This is a genomic window from Streptomyces sp. SAS_270, assembly GCF_052543295.1.
The window spans coordinates 13,403-29,660 of sequence record NZ_JBMNDS010000012.1 but is presented as its reverse complement, the minus strand read 5'-3'; the positions used below and the strand labels follow the sequence as shown (position 1 = coordinate 29,660).

13 protein-coding genes are annotated in these 16,258 nt (G+C 69.7%); 5 read left to right on the top strand and 8 right to left on the bottom strand.

Annotation, left to right across the window (positions count from 1 at the left end; all coding sequences use genetic code 11):
• Positions 1 to 4 precede the first annotated feature (4 nt).
• From ACN6LB_RS10970 to ACN6LB_RS10945, 6 genes are all read right to left on the bottom strand, one after another.
• A complete protein-coding gene (locus ACN6LB_RS10970) occupies positions 5 to 697 on the bottom strand; it encodes a B3/B4 domain-containing protein (RefSeq protein WP_445025650.1) in 693 nt (230 codons plus the stop codon).
• 13 nt (positions 698 to 710) lie between these two features.
• On the bottom strand, positions 711 to 1,304 hold the full coding sequence (locus ACN6LB_RS10965; protein WP_445025649.1) for a transglutaminase-like domain-containing protein: 594 nt from the start codon (positions 1,302 to 1,304) through the stop codon (positions 711 to 713).
• A 116-nt stretch (positions 1,305 to 1,420) separates the two neighbouring features.
• Complete coding sequence (locus ACN6LB_RS10960) at positions 1,421 to 2,491, bottom strand: threonine aldolase family protein (protein ID WP_356147346.1); 1,071 nt, start codon at positions 2,489 to 2,491, stop codon at positions 1,421 to 1,423.
• Positions 2,488 to 3,237, bottom strand: coding sequence for an SDR family NAD(P)-dependent oxidoreductase (locus tag ACN6LB_RS10955; RefSeq protein WP_356147341.1), 750 nt, complete (start codon positions 3,235 to 3,237; stop codon positions 2,488 to 2,490). Before ACN6LB_RS10955 ends, ACN6LB_RS10960 begins: the two co-directional genes overlap by 4 nt.
• Before the next feature lie 35 nt (positions 3,238 to 3,272).
• Positions 3,273 to 4,670: a DUF6421 family protein gene (locus ACN6LB_RS10950; protein ID WP_356147339.1), complete on the bottom strand. Its 1,398-nt coding sequence runs from the start codon at positions 4,668 to 4,670 to the stop codon at positions 3,273 to 3,275.
• An 81-nt stretch (positions 4,671 to 4,751) separates the two neighbouring features.
• Entirely contained in the window at positions 4,752 to 5,753 is a 1,002-nt protein-coding gene (locus ACN6LB_RS10945) for an alpha/beta hydrolase (RefSeq protein ID WP_445025648.1), read from the bottom strand.
• 317 nt (positions 5,754 to 6,070) lie between these two features.
• Between ACN6LB_RS10945 and ACN6LB_RS10940 the strand changes: the two genes are divergently transcribed.
• The gene (locus ACN6LB_RS10940) at positions 6,071 to 6,754 is read left to right on the top strand and encodes a glycerophosphodiester phosphodiesterase (protein WP_356147332.1); all 684 of its coding nucleotides are present in this window, start codon (positions 6,071 to 6,073) and stop codon (positions 6,752 to 6,754) included.
• Positions 6,755 to 6,757: 3 nt separating this feature from the next.
• Here ACN6LB_RS10940 and ACN6LB_RS10935 read toward each other — a convergent pair whose 3' ends face one another.
• Positions 6,758 to 7,297, bottom strand: a complete 540-nt coding sequence (locus ACN6LB_RS10935; protein ID WP_445025647.1) for a GNAT family N-acetyltransferase — start codon at positions 7,295 to 7,297, stop codon at positions 6,758 to 6,760.
• 259 nt (positions 7,298 to 7,556) lie between these two features.
• Between ACN6LB_RS10935 and ACN6LB_RS10930 the strand changes: the two genes are divergently transcribed.
• From ACN6LB_RS10930 to ACN6LB_RS10920, 3 genes are all read left to right on the top strand, one after another.
• Positions 7,557 to 7,949, top strand: a complete 393-nt coding sequence (locus ACN6LB_RS10930) for a VOC family protein (protein WP_445025646.1) — start codon at positions 7,557 to 7,559, stop codon at positions 7,947 to 7,949.
• Between the two features lie 138 nt (positions 7,950 to 8,087).
• Complete coding sequence (locus ACN6LB_RS10925; RefSeq protein ID WP_445025645.1) at positions 8,088 to 8,852, top strand: VOC family protein; 765 nt, start codon at positions 8,088 to 8,090, stop codon at positions 8,850 to 8,852.
• Between the two features lie 302 nt (positions 8,853 to 9,154).
• Positions 9,155 to 14,362, top strand: coding sequence for a family 43 glycosylhydrolase (locus ACN6LB_RS10920; RefSeq protein ID WP_445025644.1), 5,208 nt, complete (start codon positions 9,155 to 9,157; stop codon positions 14,360 to 14,362).
• 10 nt (positions 14,363 to 14,372) lie between these two features.
• Here the strand turns inward: ACN6LB_RS10920 and ACN6LB_RS10915 are convergent, their stop codons facing one another.
• Complete coding sequence (locus tag ACN6LB_RS10915; protein WP_445025643.1) at positions 14,373 to 15,278, bottom strand: LysR family transcriptional regulator; 906 nt, start codon at positions 15,276 to 15,278, stop codon at positions 14,373 to 14,375.
• A 116-nt stretch (positions 15,279 to 15,394) separates the two neighbouring features.
• On the opposite strand from ACN6LB_RS10915, the gene ACN6LB_RS10910 reads away from it, so the two are divergent.
• Positions 15,395 to 16,225 carry an SDR family NAD(P)-dependent oxidoreductase gene (locus ACN6LB_RS10910; RefSeq protein ID WP_445025642.1) on the top strand — a complete coding sequence of 277 codons (831 nt, stop codon included), beginning with the start codon at positions 15,395 to 15,397 and terminating at the stop codon, positions 16,223 to 16,225.
• The last annotated feature ends 33 nt before the right edge of the window (positions 16,226 to 16,258 follow it).

Here is a 16,258-nt window from a genome sequence, read left to right as displayed (position 1 = left end):
CCGGTCAGGCCGGGGCGTGGACGGTGATCCGCGCCCCAGGGCTGAACTTCTCCAGCAGTTCGGCGAGTTCCGCGCCGGCTGCCTCGGCGTCGGCGACCGGCATCGGCGCCAGACTCTCCAGCAGGAAGATCGCGGAGGTGGACGCCTCCGTGAGCCTCGTGCGCGGCCCCTGGCGCCAGTTCCAGCGGCGGCAGGTGACACCCTCGTCGTCGCACCACACGACCTCCCCGGCGTCGGGGTGCTCGACGATCTCCTCGCCGCCCGCGACGGTCACGAAGTCCTCGACGCCGGTGGCCCGTTCGAGGTGCATGCCGCCCCGGATGCGGTCGGTGTCCTCGCCGCCCACGGGGATGAGATGGGCGACGCTGATGGCGTTGTAGAGGTCGACGAGGACGTTGATACGGGGCAGTCCGGCGTCCGTGAGGGCCCGCTTGGCCAGCGCTTCCGCCGAGTTGCGCGTCCGTGAGGGCTTGGATCCGAACGCCGTGTACGTCTCGCGCCAGGCGGCCATGTGCGGGTCCTCGTGCGGAGGGCGCCCGTCCAGTCGTGCCGCGAGACGGCGGGTCGCGTCGTCGAGGAGGGCCGAAGTCCCCTCGGTGCTGGGCCCGTTGAGGAGTCCTTGCGCCTCGACGGCGACGTGGGTGAAGCCGGGCGCGAGGGCGCGCACCTTGTCGGACACGGTGAGTGTGAGAGTCATCGACTGCTTTGCCTCAGAGCGCGGTGGGGAGGGTCTTCCACAGGTGCGGCCGGTCGGCAGCGCCCTTGAGGGCATGCACAACGGCCGGGTGAGGTTCAGCGTACAGCACCGGATAGTCCACCTCATTGGACTCCGGATCCGGAATCCAGGCCAGCCGCTCTCCATCGAGCGAGAACTGCGCGTCGACGCCCGGCTTGTTCCCGCGGCAGTCCTGGCGGTGCCAGGCCCCGTTGAACCGTACGGCGACAAGGCCGTGCACGACATGCCCGCTGCCGTCGTCGTGCAGCAGGCTCTGATAGCAGAGCGCGGTGGGGATGTCCTCGGCCCGCAGGAGCGCGGTCAGGGCATGGGCCTTGGCGTGACAGATGCCGGTGCGCTGCTCCAGGACGTCGGAGGCGCGCCAGGTGACCCGGGGATCGCCGGAGTCCGCCGAGTGCGGGATGGTGTCGCGCACGAATTCGTACGCGGCCCGCGCATAGGCATACGAGTCGGCGGCACCCTTGGCGAGGCGTACGGCCGTCTCGCGTACGAGCGGATGATGGTGGTCGATGACCTCGTCGGCGGCCAAGTATGCGGACAGGTCGGGGGTTTGTTGGATCAGCTCCATGTGCGCAGAGCATAGGAATACGGTCGACCTGGAGTCAATGACTTTTCGGTCGACCGTATATCTATGCATGCTCCTGGCTCTCGGTGGAGAGGCCCGGGACAGATCCTGGCGCCGTCCTAGTGCGCCATCTCCTCCTTGAGCGCCGCCACGAACCCGTCGACGTCGTCCTCGGTGGTGTCGAACGCGCACATCCAGCGCACGTCGCCCGCGGCCTCGTCCCAAAAGTAGAAGCGGTAGCGCTTCTGCAGGCGCTCGCTCACGTCGTGCGGCAGCCGCGCGAAGACCGCGTTGGCCTGCACCGGGTAGAGGATCTCCACCCCGTGCACCGAGCGCACACCCTCGGCCAGGCGCTGCGCCATCTCGTTGGCGTGGCGGGCGTTACGCAGCCAGAGGTCCTTGGCGAGCAGGGCCTCCAACTGCACCGAGACGAAGCGCATCTTGGAGGCGAGCTGCATCGACAGCTTGCGCAGGTGCTTCATGTGGCTGACGGCGTCCTGGTTGAGGACGACGACCGCCTCGCCGAACATCGCGCCGTTCTTCGTGCCGCCGAACGTCAGGATGTCGATGCCGACCGCGTTGGTGAACGTCCGCATCGGCACGTCCAGCGCGGCGGCCGCGTTGGCTATCCGGGCGCCGTCGAGGTGCACCTTCATGCCGTGCCCGTGGGCGTGCTCGACGATCGCGCGGATCTCGTCCGGCGTGTAGAGCGTGCCCAGTTCGGTGTTCTGGGCGAGCGAGACGACCTGCGGCATCGCACGGTGCTCGTCGTCCCAGCCGAACGCCTGCCGGTCGATCAGCTCGGGTGTGAGCTTGCCGTCAGGCGTGGGCACGGTGAGCAGCTTGAGGCCGCCCATCCGCTCGGGGGCGCCGCCCTCGTCCACGTTGATGTGCGCGCTCTCCGCGCAGATCACCGCGCCCCAGCGGTCGGTGACCGCCTGGAGTGCCACCACGTTCGCGCCGGTGCCGTTGAAGACCGGGAAGGCCTCGGCACCGGCACCGAAGTGGCTGCGGACGATCTGCTGGAGGTTAGCGGTGTAGTCGTCCTCGCCGTACGCGACCTGGTGCCCGCCGTTGGCCAGGGCCAGGGCGGCGAGCACCTCGGGGTGGACCCCCGCGTAGTTGTCGCTGGCGAAGCCGCGGACCGCCGGGTCGTGGTGACGCCGGGCGTCGGTCTTCGGAGGGTTCACGGCTTCTCGGTCAGCCACAGACGGTTTCCGTTCAGTTCCGCGGCGGGCTTCTCCCAGACGTCGGCGATGGCCCGAGCCAGGTCCTTGACGTCCGTGAAGCCCGCGAACTTCGCGTTGGGCCGCTCGGCACGCATGGCGTCGTGGACCAGCGCCTTCACCACCAGGATCGTAGCGGCGGAGCTGAGCTCCTCACCGCCCCCGGCCTTGCGGAAGAAGTCGGCCATGGCGAGCGTCCAGGCCTCGGCGGCGGCCTTGGCCGCGGCGTAGGCGGCGTTGCCCGCGGTGGGCTTGGTCGCGCCCGCGGCGCTGATCAGGACGTAGCGGCCGCGGTCGCTGCGCTGGAGCACCTCCGAGAAGGCGAGGGAGGTGTGCTGCACGGTGCGGATGAGCAGCAGCTCCAGGAAGTCCCAGTCGTCGAGGCTCGTCTTGATGAACGTCTCGCTGCCGCGCCAGCCGCCGACGAGATGGACGACGCCGTCGACCCGGCCGAACTCCTTCTCGATGTGCGTGGCCCAGTCCCGGGTGGAATCCAGGTCGAGCAGGTCGACGGGCTCACCGGTGACGGTGGCACCCCCCGACGCGTAGCGGGCCGCGTCCACGGCCTCCGCGAGCCGCTCAGGGTCGTTGTCCGCGCCGACGACCGTCGCACCCGCCTCGGCCAGCCGCAGCAGCGTCGCGCGCCCGGCGGGTCCACCCGCGCCGGCCACCGCGATCACCGCACCGCTGAGAGCTCCGTTCCCCGCCATGGTCTTCGCCTCCTGAGCAGTGTTGATGCGGTCACTCACGCGGCGGCCCGCTCGGCGCCCGCTGCCGTGATGCCCTTGGTGGAGGCGATCACGTTCTTCAGCTTCTTCGAGAGCGCCTCATAGAACATGCTGAGCGGAAACTCGTCCGGAAGCACGTCGTCCACGAGCTTTCGCGGCGGCTGGGTCAGGTCCAGGGCGTCCGGGCCCTTGGCCCAGCGGGAGCCCGGGTGCGGGGCGAGATAGGTGGAGACCAGCTCGTACGCCTTGAACCAGTGGACCAGCTTGGGGCGGTCGATGCCGTCGCGGTAGAGCTTCTCGATCTCCGCGCACAGCTGGTTGGTGATCTGCGGGGCGCGCTGCCAGTCGATGAAGAGCTTGTTGTCGGTCCAGCGGACGACGTCATGCTTGTGCAGGTAGGCGAAGAGCAGCTGGCCGCCGAGACCGTCGTAGTTGCGCACCCGCTCGCCGGTGACCGGGAAGCGGAACATCCGGTCGAAGAGGACCGCGTACTGCACGTCACGAGCCTGCGGGACGCCGTCGGCCTCCAGCTTCACGGCCTCCTTGAAGGCGGTGAGGTCGCAGCGCAGCTCCTCCAGGCCGTACATCCAGAACGGCTGGCGCTGCTTGATCATGAACGGGTCGAAGGGCAGGTCGCCGTGGCTGTGGGTGCGGTCGTGGACCATGTCCCACAGGACGAAGGCCTCTTCGCTGCGCTTCTGGTCGTGCACCATCGAGGCGATGTCCTCGGGCAGCTCCAGGCCCAGGATGCCGACGGCGGCGTCGGTGACGGCACGGAAGCGGGCGGCCTCACGGTCGCAGAAGATGCCGCCCCAGGAGAAGCGCTCGGGCGCTTCGCGCACGGCGATGGTCTCCGGGAAGAGGACGGCCGAGTTCGTGTCGTAGCCGGCGGTGAAGTCCTCGAAGGAGATCCCGCAGAACAGCGGGTTGTCGTAGCGGGTGGCCTCCAGCTCTGCGAGCCAGTCGGGCCACACCATGCGCAGCACGACCGCTTCGAAGTTGCGGTTCGGGTTGCCGTTCTGCGTGTACATCGGGAAGACGACCAGGTGCTGTAGCCCGTCCTCGCGGTGTGCGGCGGGCTGGAAGGCCAGCAGCGAGTCGAGGAAGTCGGGCACATGGAAGCCCTGGTCCGCCCAGCGGCGCAGATCCTTCACGAGCGCCGCGTGGTAGTCGGCGTCGTGCGGCAGCAGCGGGGCGAGCTGCTCTATCGCGTCTATGACACGGCGTACGGCCAGGTCCGCATCGGACGCGTCGGGCGCGCCCTCGGCCTCGAAGTCGATCGAGCCGTCCTTGGACTGCCATGGCCGGATCTCCTCCACGGCAACCTTGAGCACGGGCCAAGCCGGGTGCTCCACCACCCTGCCCACGGGAGGAACCCGCTCCTCCGTCACAGCCTGCACAAGAATTTCCGTCATGCCCCATCCTCCACGGGAGAACCTCGCGTATGGACACCGTATGCGTCCGAGGTTCCTTCCCACAAGTGGAGCCTCGGGAGATTATCCTGCGCCACCCCCATCTTCACCGCTCTTTTTCCTGTCGGACACCGTTGCGGCGATTACTTCCGCTACGGACTGCTGTGCGGCGCGGGCGTCCGCGAGGAGCTCCGGGAAGCCGAAGAATCCGTGGAACATGCCCGGAAAGTGGCTCTCCGTGACCGGCACGCCGGCCGCGCGCAGCTTCGCGGCGTACGCGCGGCCCTCCGCGCAGAGCCGGTCGAAGCCCGCGGTGACGATGTGGGCGGGCGGCAGACGGTGCAGTTCGGCCACCAGGGGCGAGGCGTGCGGGTGGGCCCGGTCGCCGTCGGGCCCGAAGTACTGCTCGGCGAACCAGCGGCCGTGGGCCGCCGTGAGGAAGTGTCCCGCACTGTCCGCGGCGGGCGGGTCGAGCCGCGGTCGCGCGTCGGTCGCGGGGTAGACCAGCACCTGGAGCGCGAGCGGCGGGCCGCCGCGGTCGCGGGCGATCAGCGCCGCCACGGCCGCGAGGTTCCCGCCCGCGCTGTCCCCGGCGACGACCAGCGCCCCCGGGTCCTCACCCAGTTCACCGAGGTGCGCCGCCGCCCAGCTCAGCGCGGCGCAGGCGTCGTCGACGGCCGCGGGGAAGCGGGCCTCGGGCGCGAGCCGGTAGTCGACCGACACGACGACGGCGTCCGCGTCCCGGCACAGGCCGCGCGCGATCGGGTCGTGCGAGTCCAGGCCGCCGATCACCCAGCCGCCGCCGTGGAAGAACACGACGGTCGGCCGGGGCACGGGCGACCGTCGCTCGGAGCGCGGCCGGTAGATCCGTACGGGGAGGTCCGGAGCCCCGGCCGGACCCGGTACCGCGCGGTCCTCGACGGAGCCCACCGCGGGCGGCTCGAACGGCCAGGCGGGCGCCTGGGCGAGGAGGCGCCGCACCTCCGCCGCGTCGGTGACGGCGCCTCCGAGGTCCGGGAAGTAGGCCTTGATGGCGTCGAGGAGTACACGGGCGTCGGGGGCGACCTCGGCGGCCTGGTCGGTCATGGGTGTGCCTCTCCGTGGGAGTCTCTCGTGGGACTTTCGCGTGGGCTCGGTTCCCCTTACCGGGACGCCATTTGACTAGCCGTCAGAGCGCCGGGACGCAAGAGGTGCGGTTCCGGTCAACGCTCACGGGACTCGCCCACCCAGGAGTGACCCGGCCGGGCGGGACGGTCCAGTTCCTTCCGGTCCGTCGGCCCATTCCCCCGCGTACGGGCGGGTACATCGCACAGTCGGGCCGTTAGGCTGCGGCCCTGCCGCGTGGACGTCCCGTCGGAGTCCGCGCGCGAGCCGAGCCGCCGTCGACGGAAGCGAGTTGGACCTTGAACTTCCTCACCATCGGTCACCGCGGAGTGATGGGTATCGAACCCGAGAACACGCTCCGTTCCTTCCTGGCCGCCCAGAACGCGGGCCTCGACCTGATCGAACTCGATCTGCACCTGAGCAAGGACGGCGCCCTCGTCGTCATGCACGACGCCGACGTGGACCGGACGACCGACGGTTCGGGACCGATCGCCGAGAAGACGCTCTCCGAGCTGCGCACGCTGGATGCCGGTCATGGCGAGCGGGTCCCCCTCTTCGAGGAGGTCCTGGACGCCGTACGGGCCCCGTTGCAGGCCGAGATCAAGGATGTGGCGGCCGCGCGGGCGCTGGCCGAGGTGATGCACCGGCGCGATCTGGTCGGGCGGGTGGAGGTGTCCTCGTTCCACGACGAGGCGATCGACGAGATCGCCCGGCTCGTGCCGGGCGTGCGGACAGCGCTCATCGCGAGCCGCTACGGCATCGATGTCGTGGACCGCGCCACGGAGTCCGGCGCGGCCACCCTCTGCCTCAACATCCGCCGGCTGACGCTGGAGATCGTCGAGCGCGCCCGCAAGGCGGACCTCAGGATCATCGGCTGGGTGGTGAACACCCAGGACCAGCTGCGGCTGGTGCGCGCCCTGGAGCTGGACGGCGCGACCACCGACTATCCCGAGATCAAACGCACCGGCCGCTTCACGGCGTAACGATTATGCGAGCGCCTTGACCAGCAGCTCGAACTGAAGGTCGTCGCGCTGCGGCACGCCGAAGCGCTCGTCGCCGTACGGGAAGGGCGTCATCTTTCCCGTACGGCGGTAGCCGCGCCGCTCGTACCAGGCGATGAGGTCCTCGCGTACGGAGATCACCGTCATGTGCATCTCGGTGACACCCCAGATCTCGCGCGCGTGCCGCTCCGCCTCCGCGATGATCACCTTGCCGAGACCGCCGCCCTGAAGTGCGGGGCTGACGGCGAACATGCCGAAGTAGGCGTGGTCGCCGCGGTGTTCGAGCTGGCAGCAGGCGACGGCCTTTCCGTCGCGCTCCACGGTGAGCAGGCGGCTGTCGGGCGACTTGATGACCGCGAGAACTCCCTCGGCGTCGATGCGCTGCCCCTGGAGAATGTCCGCCTCCGTGGTCCAGCCGGTCCGGCTGGAGTCCCCGCGGTAGGCCGACTCGATGAGCGCCACCAGGGTGTCGACGTCGGCATCGGTGGCGTCGCGGAAGGTCAGTCCGGTGGGGGCGGTGTCCATGGAGCGTTTCTCCGATCTGGGGCGCGGCTCGGGCACCTGAGCCTAACCCTGCTTCCATTAGGGCCTGTCCGGCCGATCAAGTCGCAGGGAAGCAACGGTGCCTGATAGCCGCCGGTGAGCGGGGTGTGGCTCGTGCAGCTGCAAGGCGGAGGAGGGCGACAACGCGGAGCGTTGGCAACCGACGACAACGCGGCAGATGTGCGTGCCACACCCCGCGTCTGCGGCATGATCGGCCGGGCAGGCCCTAAGCTCCGGCTGCATGGTGCATGTACTCAGTAGCCGGACGCTTCTGCGTCCCACCGATCCCGAGCGCTCTCGTGCCTTCTACGGCGGGAAACTGGGCCTGGCCGTGCATCGCGAGTTCGGCACGGGTCCCGAACGCGGCACGGTCTACTTCCTCGGCGGCGGCTTCCTGGAGGTCGCGGGCCGCTCCGACACCCCGCCCTCACCCGCGGTCAAGCTGTGGCTCCAGGTCCCGGACGCCGCTGCGGCGCACGAGGAGCTGACGGCCGCCGGGGTCGAGGTGCGGCGACCGCCGGTCAAGGAGCCCTGGGGGCTGATCGAGATGTGGATCGCCGATCCGGACGGCACGGAGATCGTGCTCGTGGAGATTCCGGCGGATCATCCGCTGCGCTACCGGCCCGGGATCTGACGCCGGGTCGCCGGTGCGCGGTCGAGCGCACGTGGCCGATGTCGCCGTACTCCAGTAGCCCGCCGGATGGCCGGGGCCGGGGCACGGGCTTAGCGTGCTGGAGGGGGCTCCCTGGTGGCAGCTGCTGGAAGGAACGCCATGAAGCTCGACAAGCCGGTGACCGGCGGACCCTGCTGGACCGAGCTCGGGACCAGCGACCTGGCGGCGGCCAAGCGGTTCTACGCCGGCCTGTTCGGCTGGAGCGCGAAGACGGACCCTCGCCAGGAGGCGGGCGGCTACACGGTCGCGCACCTCGGGGACGCCGCGGTCGCCGCCCTGTCCCCGCTGTACCAGGAGTCGCAGCCCGTCGCCTGGAACGTGTCGTTCGCGGTGGCCGACGCGGATGCGGCCGTGGAGGCGGTGAAGAGCGCCGGGGGCACGCTCCTCCTCGGTCCGATGGACGTCCTCGACGTGGGCCGGTTCGCGGTGGCCCTCGACCCGGCCGGCGCCGCCTTCCAGCTGTGGCAGCCGAGGGCCTTTCCCGGTGCCGGGGTGTTCAACGCACCCGGCTCGCTCGGCTGGGTTGAGCTGATGACGCGTGCTCCGGAGCGGGCCGTCGCGTTCTACACGACGGTGTTCGGATGGAGCGTGAACACCTCGGAGCGCTACACGCAGTGGGGCATCGACGGTGCCGACTTCGGCGGCATGGTGACCATGGACGAGAAGTTCCCGCCCGAGGTACCGGCGCACTGGCTGCCGTACTTCGCCGTCGAGGACGTGGACGCCACGGCGGACGCCGCGGCCGAGGCCGGCGGAACCATCCTGATGGAGCCCACCTCCGTGCCGGACGGGCCACGTATCGCCGTGCTGCGGGATCCGCAGGGGGCGATGTTCGGTGTCCATGTGGCGGGTGAGGAAGGGTAGTTCGTCACCGCCACCGCCACCACTCCTGAACACGACCGGACTTCGCCCGCGATCGAGACATGATCGCGGGCTTTGTCGTGGCACGGCAACTGATGGCCGGGAAGCATCTGTTCGACCTGTCGGACATTGTTCGAAACCTCTTGACGGTGCACTACAAGCCGATTGACACTCTCGCAACACGACGTCACACGCCCGTAACGGCAGGTGCCCGCAAGGGCCTTGCCGTCGGCAGGATGCCCCCTCTCCTCCTCCCCCGCGTTGCCCTTTCCGTCATCAGCCGTGTCTCAGCAGGGAACTTCGACATGACGCACATCGCACTCCTGCGCGGCCGCGCCAGACGTCGGGCGGGCCAGCTCGCCGGACTCACCGCAGCCTCGATGCTCCTGGCCCTCGCCGGCCCCGCAGCCCCCGCGTCGGCGGCACCGTCGGCCGAAGCCGCGGAGATCACCGACGGCCTGGCCCTCTGGTACAAGCTCGACGCCGCCTCGGGCAGCGCCGTGAGCGACGCGTCCGGCAACGGCCGGGACGGCACGGTCAGCGGCACCGCCGACTGGTCGGGATCAGGTCAAGGGCTCGCCTTCAACGGCTCCGACACCTACGTCAAGGTGCCGGACGACATCATGAAGGGCATGGCGTCGATCACCGTCTCCATGGACGTGCTGATCGAATCCGCGCAGAGCACGCCATACTTCCTCTACGGCTTCGGCAACTCCAGCGGGAGCAACGGGAACGGCTATCTGTTCACCACCGGCAACTCCCTCCGCACCTCCGTCGCGACCGGCAACTGGTCGACCGAACAGACCACGAAGCCGTCCGACTCCCACAATGTGACGCGCTCGGTGTGGAAGCACCTCGCCTACGCCCAGACCGCCACCACGGGTGTGCTCTACGAAGACGGTGTGGAGGTGGCCCGCAACACCTCGGTCACCACCACTCCGGGCGCGATCGGCTCGGGCAGCACCACCGCCAACTACCTGGGCAAGTCGGTCTACTCCGGCGACAAGCTGTTCAAGGGCCGCATGCGCGACTTCCGCGTGTACGACCGGGCGCTGGCCGGATCCGAGGTCGAGCAGCTCGCCCTCCCCGTCGACACCCAGGGCGTCGCCGACGACAAGGCGGCCCTGAGCCTGGGTGACACCGGGGCCGTCACCTCCGACCTGGACCTGCCGAGGACCGGCACGGCCGGCGGCTCCACGATCAGCTGGGCCAGCGACAACACCGACGTCGTCTCGGACTCCGGCAACGTGACCCGCCCCGCCGCCGGTTCGCCCGACGGCCACGCCACCCTCACGGCGACCCTGAAGAAGGGCACGGTCACTGCCACCCGGAGCTTCGACGTCACGGTTCTCCCCGACTTCGACGACGCCACCGCCGCCCGGCAGGCCGCCGACGCGCTGAGCGTGCACAACCTCGACGACGCCCGCGGCAACCTCACCCTGCCTGACGGCGGCGCCTACGGCACGACGGTCACCTGGTCCTCCGCCGATCCGGCCGTCGTCTCCGGGGCGGGCGTGGTCCGCCGACCCGCGCACGGCGACGGCGCCGCCACCGTCGACCTGACCGCCACGGTCACCAAGGGCAAGGCGAGCGCGACCCGCGTCCTGACCGCCAAGGTGCCCGAACTGCCCGCCGAGGAAGCCCTCAAGGGCTATATGTTCAGCTACTTCACCGGCGAGGGCACCGCGGACGGCGAGCAGCTCTACTCCGCGCTCAGCAAGGGCAACGACCCGCTGCACTGGCGGGAGTTGAACGACGGCAAGCCCGTCCTCACCTCCACGCTCGGCGAGAAGGGCCTGCGCGACCCGTTCATCATCCGCTCCCCCGAGGGCGACAAGTTCTACCAGATCGCCACCGACCTCAGGATCTACGGCAACGGCGACTGGGACGCCTCCCAGCGCACCGGCAGCAAGTCCATCATGATCTGGGAGTCCACCGACCTCGTCCACTGGACCGACCAGCGACTGGTGAAGATCTCCCCGGACAGCGCGGGCAACACCTGGGCGCCCGAGGCGTTCTACGACGCGAAGCTCGGCGAGTACGTGGTCTTCTGGGCGTCGAAGCTGTACGACAACGACTCGCACTCCGGGGACACGTACAACCGCATGATGTACGCGACCACCCGCGACTTCTACACCTTCAGCGAGCCCAAGGTCTGGATCGACCGCGGCTATTCAGTCATCGACTCCACGATGATCCAGCACGACGGGACGTACTACCGCCTGTCCAAGGACGAGCGCAACAACACCTCCTCGACGCCCAACAGCAAGTTCATCTTCGAGGAGAAGAGCGACTCGATCCTCAACCCCTCCTGGGACGCGGTAGCCGAGGGCATCGGCAAGGGCGCGATGAGCGCCGCCGAAGGTCCGCTGGTGTTCAAGTCCAACACCGAGGACAAGTGGTACGCCTTCCTCGACGAGTTCGGAGGCCGCGGCTACATCCCGTTCGAGACCAAGGACCTCGGCTCGGGCGACTGGACCCCGTCCACCGGATACGACCTGCCGTCGAAGCCACGCCACGGCACCGTCCTGCCGGTCACCCAGGCCGAGTACGACCGGCTGCTGCGCGCCTACCAGCCCGACCAGCTCGTGGAGAGCGTCGAGGACGTGTCGGTGAAGACCGGGATCGGCAAGGCCCCTGTCCTGCCCGCCACCGTCGTCGCCGAGTACGCGGACGGCGTGAAGCGGCCCGTCGCCGTCACCTGGCAGGACGTCCCGGCGTCGGCGTACGCGAAGGCAGGCTCTTTCAGCGTGACCGGCAGCCTGCCGAGCGGTGCCGCGATCCCGGTCCGGGCCGAGGTCACCGTCTCGGAGGAAGGCACCGACGTCCCGGCCGACCTGCTCCTGGACTACCGCTTCGACGAGACCGGCGGCAACATCGCCCGTGACTCCAGCGGCCACGGCTACCACGGCACATACATCCGCACGCCCGACTTCGGCACCGGCGTGCACGACGGCTCGTTCAAGATGTCCGGTGGGGCCGCCTCCCCCTATGTGAAGATCCCGAACGGGGTGCTGAAGAACGCCGACAGCGTGACGGTGTCGACATACGCCAAGTGGAAGGGCGGCGACAACTTCGAGTGGCTGTTCGGCCTCGGCCCCGACAGCGACAAGTACCTCTTCGCCACGCCCTCCAACGGCGGATCCAGTCTCTACTCGGCCATCACCAAGGCGAGTTGGTCCGCGGAGTCGAAGCTGACGGCCGGCTCGCAGCTCACCCCCGGCGAGTGGCGGCACATCACCGTGACCCTCGACGGCACGAGCGGCACGATGGTCCTCTACGTCGACGGCGTCGAGGCGGCCCGCACGACGACCACCATCAAGCCGTCCGAGCTGTACGACGCGAACAAGGACTACAGCGGCTACATCGGCAAGTCCCTGTACGCGGCCGACCCGTACTTCGCCGGCGAGGTCGACGACTTCCGCATCTACGACCGGGCCCTGTCGGCCGCGGAGGTCATGGAGCTCAGCGGCAACACGGCGGGCATCGCGCACGTCTCCCACCCCGCACTCAAGGTCGACGCCATCCTTGACAACGCCGACAGCAAGGTCACGCTGCCGATGAAGGAGGGCACCGATCTCACCGCGCTGGCACCGGAGTTCACCCTCGCGCACGGCGCGGCGATCAGCCCCGCCTCCGGCAGCGTCCAGGACTTCAGCAAGCCGGTGACGTACGAGGTGACGGGCTCCGACGGCACGAAGCGCACCTGGACCGTCTCGGCGCAGATCATGAAGAGCCCGGTCCTGCCGGGACTGAACGCCGACCCGAACATCGTGCGGTTCGGCGACACCTTCTACATCTACCCGACGACCGACGGCTTCGAGGGCTGGAGCGGCACGCAGTTCAAGGCGTACTCCTCCACCGACCTGGTCCACTGGAAGGACCACGGTGTCATCCTCGACCTTGGACCCGACGTCAGCTGGGCCGACAGCAGGGCCTGGGCGCCGACGATCGCCGAGAAGGACGGGAAGTACTACTTCTACTTCTGCGCGGACGCGAACATAGGCGTCGCGGTGTCCGACTCGCCGACCGGCCCGTTCAAGGACGCGCTCGGTCAACCGCTGCTCAAGGCAGGTCAGTTGAGCGGCCAGATGATCGACCCGGCGGTCTTCACCGACGACGACGGGCAGTCGTATCTCTACTGGGGCAACGGGCATGCCTACGTGGCCCCGCTGAACGACGACATGACCTCCCTCGACACCTCGAAGACGAAGGACATCACCCCGAGCGGCTACAACGAGGGCTCCTTCGTCATCAAGCGCAAGGGCACCTACTACTTCATGTGGTCGGAGAACGACACCCGGGACGAGAACTACCGTGTCGCCTACGCCACCGGCCCCTCCCCCGCCGGCCCCTGGACGAAGCAGGGCGTGATCCTCTCGAAGGACCTCTCGCTGGGCATCAAGGGAACCGGCCACCACAGCGTCGTACATGTCCCGAACACCGACGACTGGTACATCGCCTACCACCGGTTCGCGATCCCCGGCGGTGACGGTATGCACCGCGAAACGACCATCGACAAGCTGGAGTTCGACTCGGACGGTCTGATCAAGAAGGTCGCACCCACGCTGACCGGCATCGACCCAGTGACCATCGTGCACGCCGGTGAGAACGCGAGCGGGAAGGAAGGCGACGCGATCGCGCTGAACGGCACGCTCTCCGGCGCGGGCAGCCCGAAGTGGACCGTCTCGGCGGGAGCGCCCTGCACCTTCGCCGACGCGGCGGCCGCCAGGACCACGATCGCGTGCACCGACGACGGCACCTACGAGGTCACCCTGACCGGCGGGCGCAGCAGCGACACGGCGACCGTCGAGGTGGCCAACGCGGCACCTGCCATCACCTCCGCCGAGGGACCGAAGTCCCCGGTGCCGGTCGGCAGGCGCGCGGTCGTCACCGCGAAGTTCACCGACCCGGGCGCGAGCGACAGCCACACCTGCGCCGTCGACTGGAAGGACGGGAGCAAGCCGCAGTCGGGCAAGGTCTCCGCCTCCGTATGCCACGCGGAACACACCTACACCAAAGCCGGTATCCGTCGTCCGGTGATCACCGTCACCGACGACGACGGCGCCAAGGACCGCGAGACGCTTCCCGAGCTGATCGTCTACGACCGTGCCGCCGGACCGGCGTCCGGCGCCGGCACGATCACCTCACCGGCCGGGGCCTTCCCGGCCAGGCCGGACCTCACCGGCAAGGCGGCGTTCGCCTTCGGTGCCCGGTACCGAAAGGGGGCCACCGCCCCCACCGGAGAGGCCACGTTCGCCTTCCGCCCCGCCCGGCTCACGTTCCGCTCCACGGCCTCCGACTGGCTCGTGATCAGCGGGTCCCACGCCGTCTACCAGGGCTCCGGCGCCGTCAACGGCAAGAGCGGCTACGGATTCCGGATCACCGCGACCGACAAGCCGGACACCTTCCTGATCAAGATCTGGAAGAAGTCCACCGACGACGTCGTGTACGACAACCGTGCCGGTGCGAAAACCACCGGCACCGTCTCCGTCGGAAACCACCCCCGCTAGGAGCCTGCCTTCATGACCGCGGCGCTCGGCCCCGACAGGCCTGCGCGTACGCCCGTACCAGCGGGCGCCCGTCGTCCTCCTTGCGCCAGGCCAGGGCGTAACGGCTGGGGCCGACGCCGCGGACCGGGCGGGTGGTGACGCCGCCCAGGGTGATCAGCGGGGCGTTGCCCGCGGCCACCAGACAGACGCCGAGGCCCGCCACCAGGGCCTCGTACGTCTCCTCCGTGCTCGCGATCTCCGCTCCGATGCGGGGAGCGCGGCCGTCCCGGGCGTCCAGGGCCAGCCAGTAGTCGCGCAGCGGGCCGGCACTCCCCGGCAGCGCGAGGAACGGTTCGTCGGCCAGGTCCGCGAAGTCGACCTCCTCGCGGGCCGCCAGGGGGTGCGTGTCGGGGAGGGCGACCAGGCGCGGCTCCTCGGCGACCACCGTCCAGGCGTAGCGCCGCGCGTCCGGCAGCGGCAGCCACACGAACGCCACGTCCACGGCGCCGTCCGCGAGCCCCGCCGTCGGGTCCTCCCAGCTCACCTGCTTCAGCCGGACGGTGGCCTCCGGGTAGGCCGATGTGAAGCGGGAGCGGATGGCGGGCAGCAGGCCGCCGCGGCCCGGGCTCGTACTCATGCCCACCACGAGCGTGCTGCGCTGCGCCGCCCTGGCCCGCTCCACCGCCGCCGCGCCCTCCTCCCAGGCGGCGAGCACGCGCCGGGCGTGCGGCAGCAGTTCGGCGCCCGCCGACGTCAACTCCACGCCGTGCCGGTCACGGTGGAACAGCTCCGCGCCCAACTGGCGCTCCAGCGCCCTGATCTGCTTGCTCAGCGCGGGCTGCGACACGTACAGCCGCTCTGCCGCGCGGGTGAAGTGCAGTTCGTCGGCGACGGCGACGAAGTAGCGCAGGTCCCGTCCGTGTACGTCCGTGGTCATGCCTATCGGTTATCACCCTGGGTCTTGGACGGGCAACCACCCCCGGCAGCAGAGTGGTTCGCAGGGAACGAACGGTTGACGAACGCCGGTGAAGAGCCGGTGTACGAGGAGTGGTCATGAACAAGGTATGGCTGGTCACCGGTGCGAGCAGCGGTTTCGGGAGGGCCATCGCCGAGGCGGCGGTCGCCGCCGGTGACGTGGTCGTCGGTGCTGCCCGGCGGCCCGAGGCGCTGGGTGACCTGGTGGCCGCCCACCCCGACCAGGTGGAGGCGCTGCGGCTGGACGTCACCGACACGGCCGCCGCCGAGACGGCGGTGCGGGATGTGGTGGAGCGGCACGGGCGGATCGACGTCCTGGTCAACAACGCGGGCCGCACCCACGTCGGCGCCTTCGAGGAGACCACCGACGCGGAGCTGCGCGACCTGTTCGACCTGCATGTGCTCGGGCCCGCCGCCCTGGCCCGTGCCGTGCTGCCGCACATGAGGGAGCGCCGGTCGGGCGCGATCGTGCAGATGAGCAGTATGGGCGGGCAGATGTCCTTCGCCGGCTTCTCCGCCTACAGCGGCACCAAGTTCGCACTGGAGGGCATGACGGAGGCCCTGGCGGACGAGGTGAAGGACTTCGGCATCAAGGTGCTGATCGTCGAGCCGGGTGGGTTCCGCACCTCGTTGTTCGAGACCGGCAGGGCGGGGGTCAGTGCGGACAGCGGTGTGTATGCCAAGGTCAGCGCGACCCGCGGGTTCCTCTCCGGTGGCGACGGCAGCCAGCCGGGCGACCCTGCGAAGGCGGCTGCGCTCATCCTCGCCGCACTCGACGCCGACCGCACGCCGTTGCGGCTGCCGCTGGGCGACGACGGCGTGTCCGCGGTTCTCGGCCACCTCGACGAGGTCCGCGAGGACATCGCCGTCTGGGAGAAGCGGGCCAGGGACACCGCGTTCGACGTCTGACGGGGACGGCACCGGACAAAGGGCTGTGCGCCT